General features: G+C 50.4%; 14 protein-coding genes. 2 read left to right on the top strand and 12 right to left on the bottom strand.

Going from position 1 to position 20,512, the window contains the following annotated elements:
• Positions 1-8: 8 nt before the first annotated feature.
• The gene (locus DW091_RS10750; protein ID WP_118518147.1) at positions 9-1,325 is read left to right on the top strand and encodes a folylpolyglutamate synthase/dihydrofolate synthase family protein; all 1,317 of its coding nucleotides are present in this window, start codon (positions 9-11) and stop codon (positions 1,323-1,325) included.
• A 46-nt stretch (positions 1,326-1,371) separates the two neighbouring features.
• On the opposite strand, the gene DW091_RS10745 is transcribed toward DW091_RS10750, so the two are convergent.
• The 10 genes from DW091_RS10745 to cdaA all read right to left on the bottom strand — a co-directional run bounded on the left by DW091_RS10745 (position 1,372) and on the right by cdaA (position 15,616).
• Complete coding sequence (locus DW091_RS10745) at positions 1,372-3,060, bottom strand: hypothetical protein (RefSeq protein ID WP_118518146.1); 1,689 nt, start codon at positions 3,058-3,060, stop codon at positions 1,372-1,374.
• Positions 3,057-3,782, bottom strand: coding sequence for an ABC transporter ATP-binding protein (locus DW091_RS10740; protein WP_074617841.1), 726 nt, complete (start codon positions 3,780-3,782; stop codon positions 3,057-3,059). The genes DW091_RS10745 and DW091_RS10740 overlap by 4 nt, the downstream gene beginning before the upstream one ends.
• A gap of 133 nt (positions 3,783-3,915) precedes the next feature.
• Positions 3,916-6,825 carry a hypothetical protein gene (locus DW091_RS10735; protein WP_118518145.1) on the bottom strand — a complete coding sequence of 970 codons (2,910 nt, stop codon included), beginning with the start codon at positions 6,823-6,825 and terminating at the stop codon, positions 3,916-3,918.
• 139 nt (positions 6,826-6,964) lie between these two features.
• On the bottom strand, positions 6,965-8,323 hold the full coding sequence (locus DW091_RS10730) for a nucleobase:cation symporter-2 family protein (RefSeq protein WP_118518144.1): 1,359 nt from the start codon (positions 8,321-8,323) through the stop codon (positions 6,965-6,967).
• A 116-nt stretch (positions 8,324-8,439) separates the two neighbouring features.
• The gene (locus tag DW091_RS10725) at positions 8,440-9,651 is read right to left on the bottom strand and encodes a cation:dicarboxylase symporter family transporter (RefSeq protein ID WP_118518143.1); all 1,212 of its coding nucleotides are present in this window, start codon (positions 9,649-9,651) and stop codon (positions 8,440-8,442) included.
• 29 nt (positions 9,652-9,680) lie between these two features.
• Positions 9,681-10,922, bottom strand: coding sequence for a DUF1015 family protein (locus DW091_RS10720; RefSeq protein ID WP_118518142.1), 1,242 nt, complete (start codon positions 10,920-10,922; stop codon positions 9,681-9,683).
• Between the two features lie 19 nt (positions 10,923-10,941).
• A complete protein-coding gene (locus DW091_RS10715; protein ID WP_058695796.1) occupies positions 10,942-12,111 on the bottom strand; it encodes a phosphoglycerate dehydrogenase in 1,170 nt (389 codons plus the stop codon).
• A 180-nt stretch (positions 12,112-12,291) separates the two neighbouring features.
• Positions 12,292-13,380, bottom strand: coding sequence for a 3-phosphoserine/phosphohydroxythreonine transaminase (gene serC / locus DW091_RS10710; protein ID WP_058695797.1), 1,089 nt, complete (start codon positions 13,378-13,380; stop codon positions 12,292-12,294).
• Positions 13,381-13,551: 171 nt separating this feature from the next.
• Positions 13,552-14,775, bottom strand: coding sequence for a CdaR family protein (locus DW091_RS10705; RefSeq protein ID WP_224168778.1), 1,224 nt, complete (start codon positions 14,773-14,775; stop codon positions 13,552-13,554).
• Positions 14,735-15,616 (bottom strand): diadenylate cyclase CdaA, encoded by an 882-nt coding sequence (gene cdaA, locus DW091_RS10700; RefSeq protein WP_058695799.1) that lies wholly within the window; start codon positions 15,614-15,616, stop codon positions 14,735-14,737. Before cdaA ends, DW091_RS10705 begins: the two co-directional genes overlap by 41 nt.
• Positions 15,617-16,057: 441 nt before the next feature.
• Here cdaA and DW091_RS10695 point away from each other — a divergent pair, with 441 nt between their 5' ends.
• The gene (locus tag DW091_RS10695) at positions 16,058-16,489 is read left to right on the top strand and encodes a CBS domain-containing protein (RefSeq protein ID WP_058695800.1); all 432 of its coding nucleotides are present in this window, start codon (positions 16,058-16,060) and stop codon (positions 16,487-16,489) included.
• A gap of 44 nt (positions 16,490-16,533) precedes the next feature.
• Here DW091_RS10695 and DW091_RS10690 read toward each other — a convergent pair whose 3' ends face one another.
• Both DW091_RS10690 and DW091_RS10685 read right to left on the bottom strand, forming a co-directional pair.
• The gene (locus DW091_RS10690) at positions 16,534-19,962 is read right to left on the bottom strand and encodes a pyruvate carboxylase (protein ID WP_118518141.1); all 3,429 of its coding nucleotides are present in this window, start codon (positions 19,960-19,962) and stop codon (positions 16,534-16,536) included.
• 198 nt (positions 19,963-20,160) lie between these two features.
• Positions 20,161-20,454, bottom strand: coding sequence for a chorismate mutase (locus DW091_RS10685; protein ID WP_074617834.1), 294 nt, complete (start codon positions 20,452-20,454; stop codon positions 20,161-20,163).
• Positions 20,455-20,512 lie beyond the last annotated feature (58 nt).

Here is a 20,512-nt window from a genome sequence, read left to right as displayed (position 1 = left end):
ACAAAAAAATGAATGTACAGGAAACCATTGACTTTATCGAATCCAACGGGAAGTTCGGCATCCGGCTGGGCCTTGAAAGCATCGGCCTGCTGCTCGGCGAGCTGGGCAACCCGCAGGACAGGCTGAAATGTATCCATGTGGCCGGCACCAACGGCAAGGGCTCGGTGAGCACCATGCTCTCCACCATTCTCAAAACCGCCGGGTACACCACAGGGCTCTACACCTCCCCGGCCCTCGAAACCTTTAACGAGCGGGTCCAACTGAACAACGTCCCCATTCCAGACAGCGACCTGATGCAGGTAACCAAAAAAGTTCAGGCCGCCTGCGACGCCCTGGTGGCAAAGGGTGAGCCGCACCCCACCGGCTTCGAGATCGAGACCGCCCTGGCCTTTGAGTATTTTTATGAAAAAGGCGCCGATCTCTGCGTCATCGAGGTGGGCATGGGCGGACGGCTGGACGCCACCAACATCATCCCCTCTCCCGAGGCCGTGGTCATTATGAGCATCAGCCTGGACCACACCGATTACCTGGGCGACACCCTTGGCAAGATCGCCGGTGAGAAGGCCGCCATTATTAAGGAGGGCACCGATGTGGTCATCTATCCTCAGGAAAAGGAAGCCGAGGATGTCATCACAGTCTACGCCGAATCCATGAAAACCCCTTACACAATCGTCAACCCTGCGGATATCTGCCGGGTTTCCGAGAGCCTTGACGGGCAGATTCTGAAATATAAAAAACCCGGCGGCATTGCCGGACTGGACACCTTCAAGCTGAAGCTTCTTGGCGAGCACCAGATTTTAAACTGCCTGACCGTACTGGATACCCTGGAAATTTTATTAAAAAAAGGCTACGCCATTCCCACCGAAGCCATTACCGCAGCGCTGGCAGACGTCACCTTTCACGGACGCTTCGAGATCCTTCACCGCGACCCCATTATTCTGATCGACGGTGCCCACAATCCCAATGGCATTGAGTATTTTGTCAAAAATATCCGAACCTATTTCCCGGGCAATAAGATCAATCTTTATTTCGGCATGCTGGCCGACAAGGACATCGACCTGGCCCTTCAATACCTCATGCCTGTCACCGGCGACGTTCACGCCCTCACGCCCGAAAACGACCGGGCCCTGCCGGCTGATAAAATGGCTGAACTGATTCACCGTGAGTACGGCAAAAACGTCAATTTCTACGACACCATCGAAGCCGCAGTGGACAGCATCGACCTGAGCGCAGAAGACCGGATCAACGTGTTTGTCGGCTCACTTTATATGATCGGCGTCGCCCGGACCGCCATTGTGAAAAGATTAAAAGCCGGGGAAGCCTAAACGAAAAGCGCCTGACAGCCGCCAGGCGCTTTTTTAATGCCGGTTGTTATTCCACATTCATCATCTGCATCCGTTCTTCCAGATGCTTTTTAACCACCATCAGCAGCAGAACGCTGATGACAATGGAGACGACAGCGAAAAAGCTGTACCCGAAGACCGGCGCGATGAAAAAACCTGTTGCGGCGGAGATTCCCACGACCAGAAGCATGTAGACCCAGCCCACCATCATGGCGATCATGACGTTCATGTTATTCTTGACTGCCTTCTGCGGATTGTCCCAGTCGAGCAGCGGGCGCATCATATCCACAATCAGGCCAAAGGCCAGCAGCGGAAAAGAGCCGATGGTGCCTAGCACCAGCGAAAGGACCACTGTCCCAAGGGACAGCGGCGTGATGAACGCCAGCAGAATGAGCGTGAACACAATGCCCAGCAGCTGAATGCACAGAGCGCTCAGGCCACGCCCGATCATCTGATCCAGCGGGCGCACGGGCACGATACAGGTCAGCCAGATGTTTTTGCCTTCCCGGGAAAAGGTTGAGGCCGTGGTGCAGGCCACGCTTCCGAAAAACATGAAAACAACGACCAGAATCAGGTTCATGGCATCGGGCATCGCTTTATAAAAATCTGACGCAAGGGTCATAATGTCCATACCGCCGGATTTTCCGAAAAACATGGACATCAGAAACACCAGGGGCACCACCACCACAATGGATACGTTGTTAAAAAAGTAAATCGGCGTCCTCAGCAGGAGGCGCATATCCATTTTAAACACTGCCAGCGCCGGAGCGGTGCGGTGAGACAGGGCTTTTTGCAGCTTCGTGGCGGACAGGACTTTTTTGCCCTTGCCGCTTTCCTTGCCGGAGAGCAGCCCCTTTACATAGATCCGACCGCCCACAAAAACCATCAGCGCAAAAGCTGCAGCAGTGAGAGCCAGAAGCCCTATCAGGCTGAGCATTCCGGTAAGGGTAATGCGGTTGAGACTCTGGGCCACCAGCAGACTGACCGGATACAGGCGGGTAATGCTTTTTAACAGATAGCCGTTGTCCGCGAGCATACTGTTGACCACAGCCATGGGGTCATCGCTGCTGCCCGCTGTCCGCGACAGGTACATCTGCAGTCCCAGGAAAAAGGCCAGCACCACAAACAGGGCGACGATCTGGAAAACATCCTTCTTGCCCTTAAAGCTGTTGCTGCGCATCAGCAGCATAATCAGCAGGGTTTCAAGGGCCAGAGGCAGCACTGGCAGTACAATGATGACGATCAGCGCCATGATGTAATAGAGGATTCCCATTCCCTGTCCCATGCCGTAAACAACCGCCGGAGGCAGCATCAGCACAGCGGACAGCAGAACCTCCATAAAAATAATACTGCCAAATTTGCCGATGATAATATTTCTCGGCTTAATGGGCAGTGGCAAAAGCATTTCCACGCCGCCTGAAAAATAAAACTCTGCCATAATATAGGCAAGGCCGAAGAAAATAATCACTACCGAGACCATGGTATAGGCCATGGGCAGCAGCACAGATTCCTGCCCGATGGCCACCATCCCCGTGTACATCATGGCCATATACGCCACATACAGGCCATAGAGCGGTAGCATGGCCACCAGCACCAGCGCGGGCAGCCCAACCTGTTTAAAAAAGGCCTTTTTATTGTTTTTACGGTTGTAGCGGATCATCGACAGGCCCAGATTGGTATTGATAAAAAGCTTGGTTAAGCGGATTATTTCTTTCATTTTTCCGTCAGCTCCAGGAAGATATTTTCTAAGGATTCTCTGCTCCCCACCTTTTCCCTTATCTCGTCCATTGTTCCAATCGCGATGATCTGTCCTTTCTTGATAATGGCGATCCGGTCACACAGCTTTTCAGCGACGTCCAGCACATGGGTGGAAAAGAACACCGATTTTCCGCGGTCGCACTGCTCGCGCATAATTTTCTTCAGCTCAAAGGAGGCTTTTGGGTCCAGGCCGACCATGGGCTCATCGAGCACAAAGAGATTTGGGTCGTGGATCAAAGCGCCGATCAGGGCAATTTTCTGCTTCATCCCGTGGGAATAAGAGCTGATGGGATCCCCCACTGCTTTGTCGAGCTCGAAAATTTTCAGATACTTTTCCGCGCGCACTGTCCGGTCCGCCTCCGGCACCTGATAAACGTCGGCCATGAAGTTCAGATACTCAATCCCCTTGATCTTTTCAAAGAGCTCAGGATTATCCGGGACATAGCTGAACTGCTGCTTAGCGCCCATGATATCCTGACTGTTGTCAACGCCGTTGATCAATATCCGGCCGCTGTCTGGCCTGAGAAGGGTGACGATCATTTTAATGGTCGTCGTTTTTCCCGCGCCGTTCGGGCCCACAAAGCCAAAGATTTCACCGGGCTTTACCTCAAAGTGAATATTGTCAACGGCCTTTATTTTTTTGTCGCCGTAGGTTTTTGAAATATTTTCAATCTTTAACATTTCCATGTCTCCTCTTTAATTTGATACTCTCATTATAAACGTTACCCTTTTGGTTAGCTTTTATAAAGTCTAAAGAAAAGTTAAAGATTAAAAACCCTTCCCGTCGTGTTTGGGGACGGGAAGGGTTTTATGCTTAAGATTGTTTACGCTTATATAAAACTGCGGTCAGCGCCACACAGAGTGCCAGCAGTCCGCCGCCGATCAGCGCGGCGCTGGTCTGGTCGCTGACGATACCGGTTTTGGTATTGCCAGTAATTTTGCGCTGGTCTGCGGTACTTCCGCCGCCGGTGCTCTGGGACTCTCCGGAACCGCCTTTCTGGGCGGTGATGGCAAAGGTTTTGCTGACTGTGCCGGTAAAATTGCCTTTCCCGGTGAGGGTGAGCGTGGCTGTGCCGGCTTCGGTATTGTTTTCATAGCGAACGTCATAATCGTCCGGATTCAGATAGAGATCGTCGCTGACCTTGACTTCCTCGGGCACTGGGGTGACGGGGCTGCCAGTGGCGCTGTAGCGGTCCGCAACGCCGCTGATCTGTACGTCGGCAATATCCCGCGGTGTGATCGTCCAGTCGGAATAGGTGATTTCTCCCACATACCGGTCGTCAGCCGCCACGTAGACAGCGGCGTGATAGGCGCCGGCATCGGTGGCCATATAATCGAAATCGCCAACGGTGTCCTCACTTTCTTCGATGTACTCAACATAGGTACCGGGCTCCAGATCGCCGCTCAGCTCAATGCGGTGCAGCTCGCCGTCGTAGGTGACAGGCGCGGCTTCAAATTCTGTTTCGCGGTAGGCCTTACCCACATAAAAGCTGATGGTATTGCTGGCGCCGTTATAGTCTGCATTACCCGCCAGACTCACTTCCACGGCCACGTAGCCGGCCTTTGTAAAGCTCAGCTGGCCGTCCTGGCTCAGGGTTGCGAAGTCGTCTCCCTGGAGCAGTCGATAGGTGTAGGCCTCGCCCTCGGTCTTGGAGCCGCCGGCAGCCTTGATCTGGACGGTGTCCTTCCAGCTCAGATTTTTATCATCATCGCCCTGAAGTACGTCGTAGTCCAGGGTAATGGCGTCGCGCACGAGTTTGGACGGGTCGCTGTCCACGCTCACGGCGGCGGTGTCGTAGGGGGTGTTCTCGGCTGGGGTGTAGACGGCTTCCACTTTGTAACCACAGGCTTTCAAAGCTTCCCGGGTGGTGGTGATCAGATAACTGCCGTCTGTGTCGCGGGGACATCCGTCAAGGTCGCCGTTTTCATCTAGCGGGTAGGTTTGTCCCAGAATAGTGACGGTACCCTGGGGCACGGGGATCACGGCTTCTGTCTCTTCTTCGCCTTTCCCCTCGCCGGTGGCCATGCTCTGAACCTGAATGTTCATTTTCAGGGTGACGGCTTCGCTGCCGTCATCCAGTTTAGCCGCTTCATCCTGCCCTTCGCCGGCCATTGGCAGGCTTGCGTCTGCTGTCAGCAGCGCCGCGTTTTCGGCCGCGGCCTTTTTCGGGTTGAGTAACCCTTCAAAGATGGACACAATGACGGATTTGTATTTTTTCATGGTCAGGGTCACGGTCTGGGTTTTGGTCTGATAGCCTCTGCCGCTGATGGTCACCGCCACCTGGGTTGGGGTGTTGGTTTTCTTGACCTTGCCGGGGCTGAAGCTGACCTTACAGCCGGCCGGCACCTTGGAATAATCCAGGGTTGGCTTCTGACCCGTCAGCTTGAACGAAACCTCCTCGCTGTCCTTTAATCCCACGTCGCCGATTTCCTGCAGCGGCAGGACGGTTAGGGTCGCCCGGTACTTAAGGGTCTGGCCGTTTTGGGTCACAGCCGCGATGTAGCGGTACTTGCCGGGCCCGTCGGGAGTTTTGTTCACGCTGTACTCGACCGTAGCGCCCTGGGGCAGCCGCGACGTGTCAAGCTCCATCTTGGGCAGGGGCTCGTTTTCATAAACGCTCTGGTTTCTGAAGCCCACCTCGGAGGCGTCACGGATCCACTCAAAGACGCCGTTATAAATCTCTCCGGTGTAGGTTTTTCCATCCTGGGTTGTCAGGGTTACCCGGGTATCGTCCTGAAGCTGTGCCTGGGGCAGCCATAAAAACAGCTCGCCCTTTTCCGTTGTGGTGACGTCCTTTAGTCCATAGCTCGAATCGCCGCCGACGCTCAGGCTCGTGACCGCGGTCTTTTGGGTGATGTCGGGCAGGGTGACAGCCAGCTGCGACAGGGCTTCGCCGGCGTTGTTAATGATCCGGCCCTTTGTATTGATCGTCCCCACGATGCTGCCCCCGTTGATGGTGATGTCTTCGCAATGACAATCCTCAATATCATCCTGGTAGTACTCAGATAAACCGATGGTGCCTCTCTTCCCGGCGTTGATGGTGCCGCCATTGACTGTGATCTTGCCAAAGCCGGCGTCTCCATACCCGCAGCCAATGAAGCTATTACGCGGATCAGCATACCCATACGCTGTAATTTCACCGCCATTGACGGTGAGAGAGCCACTATGTCTCCATTTAGGCGAATACTTCACTTGGATGGGCGCAACAACACCGGTTCCCACATTGATTCGTCCGCTGTTGACAATCAGATTCCCATCCAGCGCGATAACAAACATATTGTATTGTCCATCCGTATAAGAAACACTAGGTTTTACCGTCAAGCTGCCGTTTTCCACCGAGTCAATGGTCACGGTTGTACCAACTGACACATCCATGCCGGCGTTAATCTGATTTTCACCCGCAAGCAGAAGATGCGTTGGCGAATAAGAGCCGAAACGCACATATCCACAGCTGACATCCCTGAACTCAACCTTTTTACCCACTGCAATGAAAATATCCGTGCGCCGACTTTGGCCTGTAATAATATAATTTCCTGTAAAAGGTTGAAAGCTTTCTCCTTCATATTTGTACCCGTCCGGATAAATCGAAAGGGAATGAAACTCCTCCAGATTAATGGTTCTCGTCTCTTCCTCGGCCTGAACACTCGCGCCGCCAAAGAGCAGAAGCAACGCTGCCACCAGGAGCACCAGACCCCACCGTACCGTGAACGCTTTACTTGACATTTGCTTTTTTACCTTTCCTTAAAATTTTATTATGTTATGGTTAACGTTATCACAAAATTAATATTGTGTCAAGCTATTCTAATTTAACCAAGTAAAGCAAAAACCCTTCCCGTCGTGTTTGGGGACGGGAAGGGTTTTATCACTCTGCGGTATTTTCGGTTTCTGCTTCGGGGGCTTTCAGCTCCATATCCTTTGGGAGCACCAGGTTCAAAATAACGGCGACCACAAAAACGATGGCGACACAGTTGTTGGCAAAAACCTGCTGAACCATCTGTGGAAAAATGCTGAAAATTTCCGGCACCTGGGTGAAGCCGATACCCACGCTCAGGGACAGGGCCACGATGATGGTGTTGCGCTGGTTAAAGCCACAGCGTGTGATCATCTGAATACCGCTGACCACAATGGTGCCAAACATCATGATGGTACAGCCGCCCAGCACCGCCTCGGGCAGGGTGGCAAAGAGCTTACCCACCACAGGCACCAGGCCTGCCAGGATCATGACAAAGGCGCCAGTCATAATGGTGAAGCGGTTGACCACCTTGGTCATGGCGATCAGACCCACGTTCTGGCTGAAAGAGGTAATGGGCATACAGCCAAAAAGCGAGGAGATGGAGCTCATATAGCCGTCGCAGGCCAGCGAGCCGGATATTTCCTGGTCAGTGACGTCGCGGCCCAGACCGGTAACAGCCATGGCCGAGGTATCGCCGATGGTCTCTGTGGCCGAGACCAAAAAGATCAACGTTACGGCAATGATCGCGCCAAGATTGAATTCCGGCACAAAGGGCATGAAGTGCGGCAAAGCCACAATACCCACATTGCTCATATCCGAAAAATCCACAGCGCCCATAAAAATGGCCAGAATGTAGCCCACCACCAGGCCAAACAATACAGACAGCTGCTTCCAGTAGGATTTTGCAAAAATATTAAACAGCAGACAGCACACCAATGTCACACTGCCCAAAATCAGGTTCTGGGCCGATCCGAAGGTCTCGCTGCCGCTGCCGCCCCCAAAGGAGGTGGCCCCCACAATCAACAGGGAAAAGCCGATAGAGGTCACCACACAGGCTGCCACGATGGGCGAAATGATCTTGCGCCAGTATTTGGCAAAAAGCCCAAGCGTCCCCTCGATCAGGCCGCCGATGAGAACAGCCCCCATGGCTGCCGGATAGCCATAGGTGGCCGCCACATAGCTTAAAATCGTCACAAAGGTAAAACTGATCCCCATAACAATGGGCAGGCGCGCTCCAATCTTCCAGAGAGGATACAGCTGGACCAGCGTCCCGATACCGGCAATGAACATGGCGTTCTGCACCAGCATGGCTTTCTGGTCCTCGCTGAGCCCCGCCACATTAGCCACGATTAAAATCGGGGCGATATTGGCCACGAACATAGCCAGCACATGCTGCACACCAAAGGGCACTGCCTTTGAAACGGGCACACGGCCGTTCAGCTTGAAGATATTGCTGACACTGGCCGTTACATTTTCTTTTTCCTTCATCTCATTTCTCCTTGTAATTTTTCAGTAACCTAGTTAGTATATCCGATTCCCCTGTCTGTTTCAAGGCCGAACGTCAAAAAACCTCCCAGCCGCGTCTGGGCAGGGAGGTTATGAAGCTATTCTTCGGCTGCTGTCTTTTTTCCAGCGCTTCTCTGATCTGCCGCATCCACCACAAAGGCAATGGCCTGATCGCCCATGATGTTAGTGGCCGTGCCAAAGCTGTCTTGTGAAAAGTGCAGAGAGATGATCAGCGACTGCATACTCTCGGTAAAGCCAAGCATGGAGCCGATAATACCGAGAGCTGCCATGACGCCGCCACCCGGAACGCCCGGAGCCGCTACCATGGTGACGCCAAGCATCAGAATAAAGGGCAGATAAAGCCCGAAATCCGGAGCTATTCCGCTGGCCAGCAGGATGCCCATGGTCCCAAGCACCAGACACACGGTGTCGCCGGCAAGGTGAATGGTCGCACAGAGCGGAATACAGAAATCCGCCACATCCTTAGTGATCTTATTTTTGTAAGCGCACTCCAGATTGACAGGAATGGTAGCTGCTGAGGATTGGGTCCCCAGGGCTGTAAAATAAGCCGGAATCACATTTTTTATCTTTTTAAACTGGTTTTCCCGGCTCAGAAGCGATGCTATGCCAAACTGAACGAGCAGATACACCCACTGGAAAACAAGAATCATGACAAAGAGCATGACAAACATTTTAATGGTGGAAAAGAGCTCGCCAGATGCGGCAATCTGCGCAAACTGAGCGGCGATATAAAAGGGAATGAGTGGAATAATGATCTTCTTTAATGTCAGACTGATGATCTGCTGTAAATCCTTCAGGCAGCCTAGCAGCCGTTCACCCTTGATATTCGCCAGTCCAATCCCCAGCACAAAAGCCAGAATGAGCGCGGTCATCACGCCGAATACCGGATCGAGCGCAATGCTGAACAGAGGTGAAAATTCGGTTCCGCTGGTGTTCATGCTCGCAATGGGCGTGATCCAGTGCGGCAGCACAGCGTATCCAAAAAAATACGCCAGCAGGCCTGCGAGCACAGTGGAGCAGTAGGCCAGAAGCAGCGTAATCAGAAAAAGCTTATTTGCCTTCTGACCCAGGTCTGCCAGACCAACCGCCACAAAGGACACGATCAGCAGTGGAATCAGAAATTGTAAAAATGTACTGAACAGCGCTTTAAAAGTCGCTGCCAGCTCAATGACCAGGCGAAACACAGAAGCGTCGCCAATGTTAAAAAGATTGCCGAGGGATCCGATCAGAATCCCAATCAGAATCCCCAGCAAGAGCTTCGGTAAAATACCTAAATTAATTTTTCCCATTGTGGTTGGAGGCCTCCCCTGCGCGCTGCTCAGTCCAGATTATGGATAAAGAGGCCGCTCCGGAGCTTTGGCTCAAACCAGGTGGATTTTGGCGGCATGAGCAGACCTGCGTCCGCGATGGCCATCAGCTCAGAAATGGCGGTTGGATACATCGAAAATGCCACCTTCATATCCTCGCTGACACGGCGTTCAAGCTCGCCCAGACCACGGATACCGCCCACAAAATCGATGCGTTTATCAGTACGGATATCCTGAATGCCTAAAATCGGTACCAGCACATTGTCCTGTAAAATGGCCACGTCCAGGCTTCCCACCGGGTCTTCGGCATCATAGGTGCCTTCTCTTACCGTCAGCAGATACCATTTCCCTTCAAGGAACATCCCAAAGGTGCCCTTTTCAGGTGGGTGTACAGGCTCTGCGCCCTTTTCTTCCACGTCGAATTTATCTTCCAGTGCCGCGATGAACGCGTCGGCTGTCATGCCGTTTAAGTCCTTCACCACACGGTTGTAGTCCATGATGGCGAGCTGGTCGTCCGGGAAAAGGACAGACAGAAAGTAATTAAACTCTTCATCGCCGGTATAATCGGGATTCTGTTCGCGGCGCATCAGGCCTACCTTGACGGCAGACGCGCAGCGGTGGTGCCCGTCGGCGATATAGAAACTGTCGACCTGGCCAAAGTCCCTGACCAGCCGGTCAATCACTGCTTCGTCATCGATGACCCAGACGCGGTGAGCCACGCCGTCCTCGGCTGTAAAGTCGTAGACCGGGTCTTTTTTCATGCTCTCAGCAATGAGTGCATTGATATCCTCCTGACCGCGATAGGTCAGAAAAATGGGGCCCGTGTTGGCATTGCAGGCATCCACATGCTTGATGCGGTCCTGCTCTTTGTCTTCACGGGTGAGTTCGTGCTTTTTAATGGTGTTGTTCAGATACTCGTCGATGGCGGTGCATGCCACCAGGCCTACCTGGCTTCTGCCATCCATCACAAGCTCATAAAGATAAAGGCCTGGCTTTTCATCCTGCGCGATGACCTTGCGGTCATACAGCTTCTGAAGGTTCTTAGCTGCCTGTTCGTACACAAAGGGATCATACATATTCATGCGGTGATCCAGGGTGCTTTCCGGACGGTCAACTCTCAGGAAAGAGTCGTACTTGCCATAAACGGCAGCAGCCGCTTCCTCACGATTATAGACATCGTAAGGAAGGGCTGCCACGTCAGCGGCTTTTTCCGGAACAGGACGAACGGCTTTAAAGGGTCTGATTGTTGCCATATCGCGTTCTCCTTAATCCTTATTTTAAAACACGGACACGTGTCACGCCGTCAATGGTTTTTAACGCTTCTTTTACGTTACTTTCCACTTCGCTGTCGACGTCGATCATGGTGTAGGCCCATTCACCTTTGTTTTTGTTGGTCATGTCAGAAATGTTGATGTTGTGCCCTGCGAGCACAGCTGTGATCTGACCGATCATATTCGGAATGTTTCGGTGATTAACCGTAATGCGGTGTACGCTGTTGCACACACCCATGCTGCAGTTCGGATAGTTTACAGAGTTTACAATGTTACCATTTTCGAGGTATTCTCGCAGCTCCTCTACAGCCATGACCGCGCAGTTTTCCTCGCTTTCCGGCGTGGAGGCGCCGAGATGCGGAATGTTGATGACATTCGGCATTCTTAAGGTTTCTTCATTTGGGAAATCCACCACATATGCGGCAACGGTACCGTCTTCCAGCGCTGCCTTTAAGGCTGCGTCGTCCACCAGACCGCCACGTGCAAAGTTCATGAGACGCAGGCCTTTTTTGGTTTCCTTTAAGGTTTCTGCATCCACAAAATTTTTGGTTCCTTCCATGAAGGGTATATGTAAGGAAATATAGTCGCAGTTTTTGAAAACTGCTTCTTTGCTTGTGGACCTTTTTACTTTTCTGCTTAATCCCCAAGCGTGTTCAATGGATAAGTAAGGGTCGAAGCCGTAGACCTTCATACCAAAATCTACCGCCATGTTCGCTACCAGTACCCCGATAGCGCCAAGTCCGACAACGCCCATTTTTTTACCGTACAATTCCGGCCCCACAAAGGCCTTCTTTCCCTTTTCTACAGCTGCGCCCACATCGCCGGTTTCATCCAGCAGTGATTTGGTCCATTCGATGCCGTCAACCACTTTACGGGAAGACATGAGCATCCCCAGTGCCACCAGCTCTTTAACAGCGTTGGCGTTGGCTCCCGGAGAGTTACAAACCACGATCCCCTGCTCAGAGCATTTATCCAGTGGGATATTGTTCACGCCCGCGCCTGCGCGGCCAATGAACTTAACGCTCTCAGGAATGTCCATATCGTGCATTTTCGCACTTCTGACAAGAATCGCGTCCGGTGCTTCCATAGCATCTGCAACAGTGTAGTTTTCGTCTAATAATCTAAGACCTCTTTTAGAGATATTATTGAGGGTTTGTACATTAAAATTCATTTATAATTACCTTTCAATTCAGCTGCAGCAAATCCTGGCCTACTTCGACACTACCCAGGCTTTACTACACGCAGTATTTGGTGCGCCTGCAATACGGGCGCCGGTGCTCAGCATGTTGTCAATGAATGTTTTTATAAGGATCGCCGATTCTTTAAAATCTTACATCCTCACTTTTTTTGCCTATTTGTTTTCCATTTCAAACTTCTTCATGAAGTTGATGAGTGCATCAACGCCTGCCATGGGCATTGCGTTATAGATGCTGGCGCGCATGCCGCCAACGGTGCGGTGGCCCTTCAAGTTTTCAAGGCCGGCTGCCTTGGCTTCCTTGACAAATTTGGCGTCCAGCTCTTCGTTGCCGGTCACGAAAGGAACGTTCATGAGCGAACGGTCTTCTGGAACAACGGTTCCCTTGAACATGGCGCTGTTGTCTAAGAAATTGTATAGTTTTGCTGATTTTTCCTTGTTGATGGCTTCCATGCCAGGAACACCGCCATTTGCCTTAACCCATTCGTAAACGAGCTTGCAGATATAAATACCATAGCACGGCGGAGTGTTGTAGCAGGAGTCTGCATCCACATGAGTCTGGTAGTTGAGCATGGTCGGCGTCATGTCCATGGCATGGCCTACAAGGTCCTTACGGATAATCACAGCAACCACACCGGCCGGTCCCATGTTCTTCTGGGCGCCTGCAAAGATCAGGCCAAACTTGGACACATCGTATACTTCAGATAAAATATTGGAAGACATATCCGCGATCAACGGCACATCGCCTGTTTCCGGCAGATTGTCCGGTCTGAAGCGTGTTCCGTAAATGGTGTTGTTCACACAGATATAAAAATAATCCGCATCTTTTCTGAAGGCCGCAGGATCGAGCTTCGGGATGTAAGAGAAGGTCTTATCCGCAGAGGATGCAACCGCCAGTGCATCACCGTAGCGTCCGGCTTCCTGATAAGCTTTCTTTGCCCAGTTGCCTGTCAGTACAAAATCAGCCTTGCCGGATTTTGTCATCAGGTTTAACGGAACCATTGCAAACTGTGTGGAGCCGCCGCCCTGTAAAAACAGGATGTCATAATTGTCCGGCACACCCATCAGTTCCTTGTACAACGCTTTTGCGTCTGCCAAAATTTCAGCAAATGCGGCAGAGCGGTGGCTCATTTCCATGACAGACATTCCGGTTCCACCATAGTTGAGCATCTCTGCTGCGGCTTTTTCAAGCACTTCTACCGGCAAAGCAGATGGACCGGCAGAAAAATTGTAAACTCTTTCCACTATAAATTCCTCCTAAAAATTTGGTATGATGTATGCACCCTATCAGGTGTATTTTATTATTATAAAGTAACCGCCATTCTTTTTCAAGATAAAGTAACCAATATTCGTGTTAAAAGAGCATTAAAACCTTTGCAGAATTCACACTAAAAAAGACGCGCTCAGGCGTCTTTTTTACTCAATGGTGACCGTTGTTTTGGAAGGGGTAATGCTCTTAATCTGGTCAGAGGGCAGGGATATCTGGATCACTACCTCCTGGTCACCCTTTCCCAGGCCGTTCAGGTCCACAAAGGCCCTGATATTATCCGCGGACAGCTTGTTAAGCTCGGTGGCGGTCCCGCTGAGCTTAACGACCACCGAGGAGTCCTTCACCTTGGCTGCGGTGAGCCCCTGGCCCACATTGCGGGTCTCGATGCTGCTGATCGTAAAGCTCTTTTCAATCACTGGCTCGATGTTAACTGTAACTGTGGCTTTATCGCCGTTGTCCAGGAAAGAAGCACCGTCTGGAAGCTTCAGCGCAACCTCCTTAGTCACAGTCTTATTGGCTCCGGATACGTCCACCGGGTCGATCTGAATGTTCTGAATGGTATCCAGCACTTCCTGCTTAGCACCCACCATTTTCTGGGTCGGGTCAACGGTCACACTGGTCACCTTGTAGCCCGACTGAGGATCACCAGTTGTTGTGGGCGGAGTGATATTGACGGTCTTTGTCTTACCCACCTCGATATTGACGCGGACGACATCAGGCTCGCACTCAACGCCGCTGATGATATTTCCTTCCTTATCATATGGTGTAACCTCCAGCATTCTGGAGGTATCCTCAGTCAGACCATTCACATTGGCTGTGACCGCAATCTTATCAATGGCCGCAATGCGGTCCTCTGCGCCGGTTACCTGAACCTTCTCAGTGCTGGTTGCTGAGATAACCGCGTTATCGTTCCCGGGCTTACCCTGAGTAATGACTTCCACGCTTTTTTCAGACTCAATGACATTGTCCACCACCAGGTGCAGCGTACTGGGATTGACCTCCTTCAGAATCACCGAATTCGACAGCCCCTTGATGATGATCTCAGGATTGTACTCGCCCTTTTTGTCAATGTCTTTCAGGTCCACCTCTGCAGTGATCTCGTTGGTATTGATCTCCTGAAGACTCCGGTCGGTTCCCTGCACACGCAGGTTCACATAATAATTGCGGTTGTCCTCAAGCACCAGGTGCTTTTCCTGCAGGGTTTCCATATTTGTAAAGGTGACTGGAATCGCGTTGATGTCCTGAGGGACAATATCATTGCTGTTTCCGTTGATAAACAGCCAGAGGATAATGGCCAGGACCGCAGAGCTCAGCAGCCTTATTGTTTTTTCATTGATCGATATCTGTTTCTTTTTCTTCTTCGTTGCCATCTTTTTTTCCTCGGAATTTAAAGAATCCTTTTTCACTGTCATTTTCGTCATCCTTTGCCATAAAACGGTCTGTCAAGAGCTGCTCGACCATTGCCGGAGTCATATTCCGGGTGAGTGTGCCCTTCTCCGTATATGAAATGGTGCCCGTCTCCTCTGAAACGATAATCGTAATGGCATCGGATTTTTCCGAGATTCCAAGGCCCGCACGGTGTCTGGTTCCCAGCTCACTGCCCAGATAACGGTTGTCAGATAAAGGCAGCAGACAGCCCGCGGCGCGAATCTGATTTGTCCAGAGCTTTACCACCATGGCGCCATCATGCAGCGGCCTGTTTGGCGTAAAAATATTTTCAATCAGCTCCTGACTGATGTCTGAGTCCAGCTCGATACCTGTATCCACAATGTTGTTAAGCCCGGTGTTCATCTCACAGACGATAAGCGCGCCAATGTGCTCCTTGGACAGGTTTCCCACCGCCTTGCCAATCTCACCGATATCGCTCATCATCCTCGCTCTGTCACGGTTGTTTTTCTTAAAAACCTGTTTAAAGGCTTTATTATTTCCCAGCTGTTCGAGGGCAGAACGCAGTTCGGGCTGGAACACCACCACAAAGATAATGAACGCAAAGGTAAACATACTGTTGATCAGGTAGTTCAACGTTGTAAAACCCAGCCAGTTGCTGAGTGGGGATAGAATCAGTAAAATAATGATCCCTTTTGCCACCTGCTCTGCCTGGGTACCGCGTATCCACATCAAAACCTTGTATATTAAAAAAGTAATGATGATAACTTCGATGACGCTGCTAACTGTTATTCTCGATTGTATATATAAACGTAGTTCTTCCATACCGTTGTTATCCCCATATAAAGTATGCATTTATTATACACTATTTTTTCTTAAGTTATAACCGGATTCAGACAAGTTTTTTTCATTTTACAATTTTGATACACTTCTTTACAAAAATAACGTTTACAAATTCATAAAAGGTGGTATAATAAGAACATAATCAATTACAAAGAAGATTACTTTAAGTGTTTCTACAGCATTGTAGCGAACGTCAGGTAAAGGAATTAGAAGCCACAATCTCGCAGTCGAGGTATACTGGTAAATTCATTATATTTTACTTGAAAAAGAATCTATCTTGGCAGAATTGATAAAATTTACAGGAAAGGGGTGAGACCACCAAAAATGCAAACTGAACCAAAGAATTAAAACCGGTTCCATCGTACAGAGGTACAAGGGTATGGAGCCGGTTTTAATTTTTTGATACAGAAAGGGAGTCTTTTCATGAAAAACCACCTCTTTTACCTGATCCCCAAAAGCGACGTTGTCTATTTATATAACCACCAGTCCTTTAAGGAGGCCTATTCCCTGTTCCGCAAACACAGCTATACGGCCATGCCAGTTATCAACAAGCGCGGCCAGTACGTGGGCACCATCTCAGAAGGAGATCTGCTGCGGACGCTGGCTCTGAGTCTGGAGCATCCGGAGATCGATCTGGACCAGTTCACCGTCAGAGACATTGATTTTAAGACAAAGGCTGAGGCCTGCCGGGTCGACGAATCCTTCGAGACCGTACTGGAGCTGGCTACCCACCAGAACTTTGTGCCCCTGGTAGACGACCAGAATGTGTTTATCGGCATCCTGCGCAGGCAGGAGCTTATTAAAGAGCTGTTAAACTACCTGAAAGAAATTGACGCGCCTGAGGAAATCATGTAAAAAACCCCCTCCTGTCCCAAAACGCGACAGGAGGGGGTTTATTTTTATTCCATGGTAATGATCAGCTCGCCGGACTGGACACTCTGTCCCTCGGAGACATAAATCTCTTTGATTTTCCCCGCGGCATGCGCTACAATTTCAGTTTCCATTTTCATAGCTTCAACAATGATGAGCGGCTGGTTTTCAGCCACCTCATCCCCTTCATTGATCAGAACCTTCAGGACTGTTCCCGGAATGCCGGAGCCGATTTCCTTCGGATTATTTTTATCTGCCTTGAGCATGGTGCTCTTTTCCTTGGAGAACAGGCTTCGTTTGTCCTCGATGTAGATTTCACGGCGGAAACCGTCGACTTCAAACAGTACCGGACGGTAGCCTTCCTCGTTAGGCTGCGCCATTTTAACCATACGGATGATAAAGCGTTTCCCTTTATCCACCTCTACCTCTGCGGTCTCGCCTTCCTTGAGCCCGTAGAAAAAGGCGTGGGTGTCCATGCGCATAAAATCACCGTAATCCTGATAAAACTTCACATAGTTTTTAAAGACCTTCGGGTACAGGGCCGCGCTGGTCACCTCGCGTTCTGCCAGCTCAATGCCAAACTCCTCGCGGTATTCTTCCTTAATGGCCTCAAAATCTTCGTCCGGCAGCAGGGTTCCCGGGCGCACGGTGATAGGCTCAATGCCCTTTAACACGATTTCCTGAAGCTTGGGATCAAAGCCGCCTTCAGGCTGGCCGATCATGCCTTTAAAATAGTCAACCACCGAGTTCGGATAAGCCAGATCTCTGCCCTTTTCGTAGATATTATCCATATCCAGACCGTTCTGAACCATGAAAATCGCCATATCGCCCACCACCTTTGAGGATGGGGTGACCTTGACAATGTCGCCCAGAAGCAGGTTGGCTTCCATGTATTTTTGTTTGACTTCCTTGAACTTATGACCCAGTCCAAAGCTTTCGACCTGGCTTTTTAAATTCGAGTATTGGCCGCCTGGAATTTCCAGGTTGTAAATTTCAGTACTCCCGGATTTAAGGCCAGATTCAAATTTCGAGTAAACCTGACGGGTGGTTTCCCAATAATCAGAGATAAGCTGAAGGTCATCCTCATTCATGCCGGTATCTCTGGGCGTGTTGGCGAGAGCTGCTACCACCGAGTTGAGCGAAGGCTGGCTGGTCAGACCGCTCATGCTGCTGAAAGCAGCGTCCGCAATGTCCACACCGGCCATGGTTGCCATGAGAATGGCGGCCACGCCGTTGCCTGCGGTATCATGGGTGTGCAGGCGCACAGGGATTTTAACCTCTTCCTTAAGGGTTTTTATGAGCTTAAAGGCAGCTGCCGGTTTCAGCAGCGCTGACATATCCTTGATGGCCAGAATATGAGCGCCGGTGGCCTCAATCTCATGAGCCATGCGCACATAGTAATCCAAATCGTATTTGGTCTTTTTAGGGTCAAGGATATCGCCGGTGTAGCACATGGCAACCTCGCAGACCTTGCCAGTTTTCAACACCTCGTCGATGGAAACTTTCATGCCTTCCATCCAGTTGAGGGAGTCAAAAATACGGAAAACATCAATTCCGCCAGCGGCAGATTCCTGAATGAATTTGCGCAATACATTGTCCGGATAATTTTTATAGCCAACAGCGTTGGCTCCTCGCAGAAGCATCTGAAACAGAATGTTTGGGATGCGTTTGCGCAGCTCGTCCAGTCTGCGCCACGGCGATTCCTTTAAGAAGTTATAGGCCACGTCAAAGGTCGCACCGCCCCACATTTCAAGTGCAAAGATATCCCTGCCCAGGTAGGCGGTTTCCTTTGCGATCTTAATCATATCACGGCTTCTCACACGGGTGGCAAACAGGGATTGATGCGCGTCGCGCAGGGTGGTGTCCCCAAGCAGCAGTTTATTCTGATCCTGGATCCACCGGACCAGACCATCGGGCCCCTGCTCATCAAGAATCTGCTTAGTGCCGCGAAGTTCGACATCTCTAGGGATCTCGGGAATTTCCGGCTCGTCAAAATCCGGTTTATTGCCAAAGGTTTCGTTGACGGCCATTTCACCAAAATAGCGGATAACGTTATAGGCCTGACTTTTTTCTGCCTGGATATTGAAAAGCTCGGGGTGATCATCGATAAACTTGGTATCACAATTCCCGCTCTTAAACATATCGTGTTCCAGCACGTTGATCAAGAAATCCTTGTTGGTCTGAACCCCCTCAATCTGCATTTCCTTCAGTGCGCGCAGAGCCTTTCGGCGGGTATCCTCAAAGGTCCTTGAGAAAGAGGTGGATTTCATCAGAAGGCTGTCATAGTAGGGCGTAATCTCACCGCCGGTAAAACCATTGCCGGTATCGAGCCGGATGCCCGCGCCGCTGGCGGTACGATAAACGTCCAGACGGCCGGTGTCAGGCATAAAGTGGTTCTTGGGATCCTCAGTTGTGACACGGCACTGGATGGCGTAGCCACGGCTCCTGATGCTGTCCTGACCCTTGATATTGATCTCATCCGAATCCAGCGGATACCCCTCGGCGATCATAATCTGAGATTGAACCAGATCGATGCCGGTAACCAGCTCAGTAACCGTATGCTCAACCTGAATCCGCGGGTTCATTTCAATAAAGTAGTGGTCGCCTTTTTTATCGACCAAGAATTCAATGGTCCCGGCATTGCGGTAATTGACGGCCTTTGCCAGCTTTAAGGCGTCGGCGCAGATGGCCTGACGCTGTTCCTCAGTAATGCTTAAGGACGGTGTGAATTCGATAATTTTCTGGTGCCGTCGCTGGATCGAGCAGTCACGTTCAAAAAGATGGACCACATTGCCATAGGCGTCCCCGAGAATCTGAACTTCAATGTGTTTAGGCTCTTCCAGATATTTTTCCACAAAGATGGTGCCGTCGCCAAAAGCCTTGGTGGCTTCGCTCATGGCCGAGTGGTATTCCTTGAGCAGGTCTCTTTCGTCGCGGACGATACGCATCCCACGCCCGCCGCCGCCGGCTGCCGCCTTGAGCATAATGGGGTAGCCCGCTACCTTTGCAAATTCAGCGGCTTCTTTATCGGAGGTGATGGGCTTTTCAACCCCAGGAATGGTGGGCACATTGACCGATTTTGCCACAATTTTGGACTGGATTTTATCCCCCATCTGTTCCATCATAGTGTGTGTTGGTCCGATAAAGGCAATGCCCTCCTCCTCGCAGCGTCTGGCAAACTCAGGATTTTCGGAAAGAAAACCATAGCCGGGGTGAATGGCGTCCACTTCTTTCTTTTTGGCCAGAGAGATAATCTTGTCCATATTCAGGTAGGCTTCGACCGGGCCGGTGGTTCCGGTGATCAGATAGGCTTCGTCCGCCTTTGAGCGGAATAAGGACATTTTATCCTCCTGAGCATAGATGGCGACTGTCTGAATCCCGAGTTCCTGACATGCACGAATAATACGAATGGCGATTTCGCCACGGTTGGCAATCAATACCTTGTTAAATTTTTTCATGTTCAACTCTCACTTCACTATAAAATTTACATTCAACAATAAACACGATAAAATTACAGCCTGCCACATTTAAAAAACACAGCAGACCGTTGCATAAATATTTATTGTTACTATTATATATAATACTTTAGCCAATGAAAAGAAAAATTTTTGTTATTTAAGATAAAAACAAGTGTTTTTATTTGAAAAACACAAATTTCAGTCTTTTTTCGTATCCTGTCCATCAATATATGCCTGCTGGACCCTTTTACTCTGGTCCATAACAGCGTGAATAAACTCAGCATAATATTTTTTGTAATCCGCGTTTTCTAATTTTTCTGTGTGCTTTTTTACGACCTCTGCCTCCCGTTTGGGATCGAATATTTCTCCATGATTTGTGAATTTATATTCAGCTACCTGGTACACAAGGTCCAGTCGTTCCTCGAAAAGGGCCCGCATTTCCGCATCGACCGCATCGATACGCGCCCGGATTTCTTCAATTGATTTTGCCATACTTACTCCTGTTACAATAAATTTGCGGCAAGTAGCTTAGCAGCCTGCTAAGGACTTT

It is taken from the genome of Eubacterium sp. AM05-23 (assembly GCF_003477535.1).
In the GTDB taxonomy this organism is placed as follows: Bacteria; Bacillota; Clostridia; order Eubacteriales; family Eubacteriaceae; genus Eubacterium; species Eubacterium maltosivorans.
This window is presented reverse-complemented; position numbering and strand designations above follow the sequence as displayed.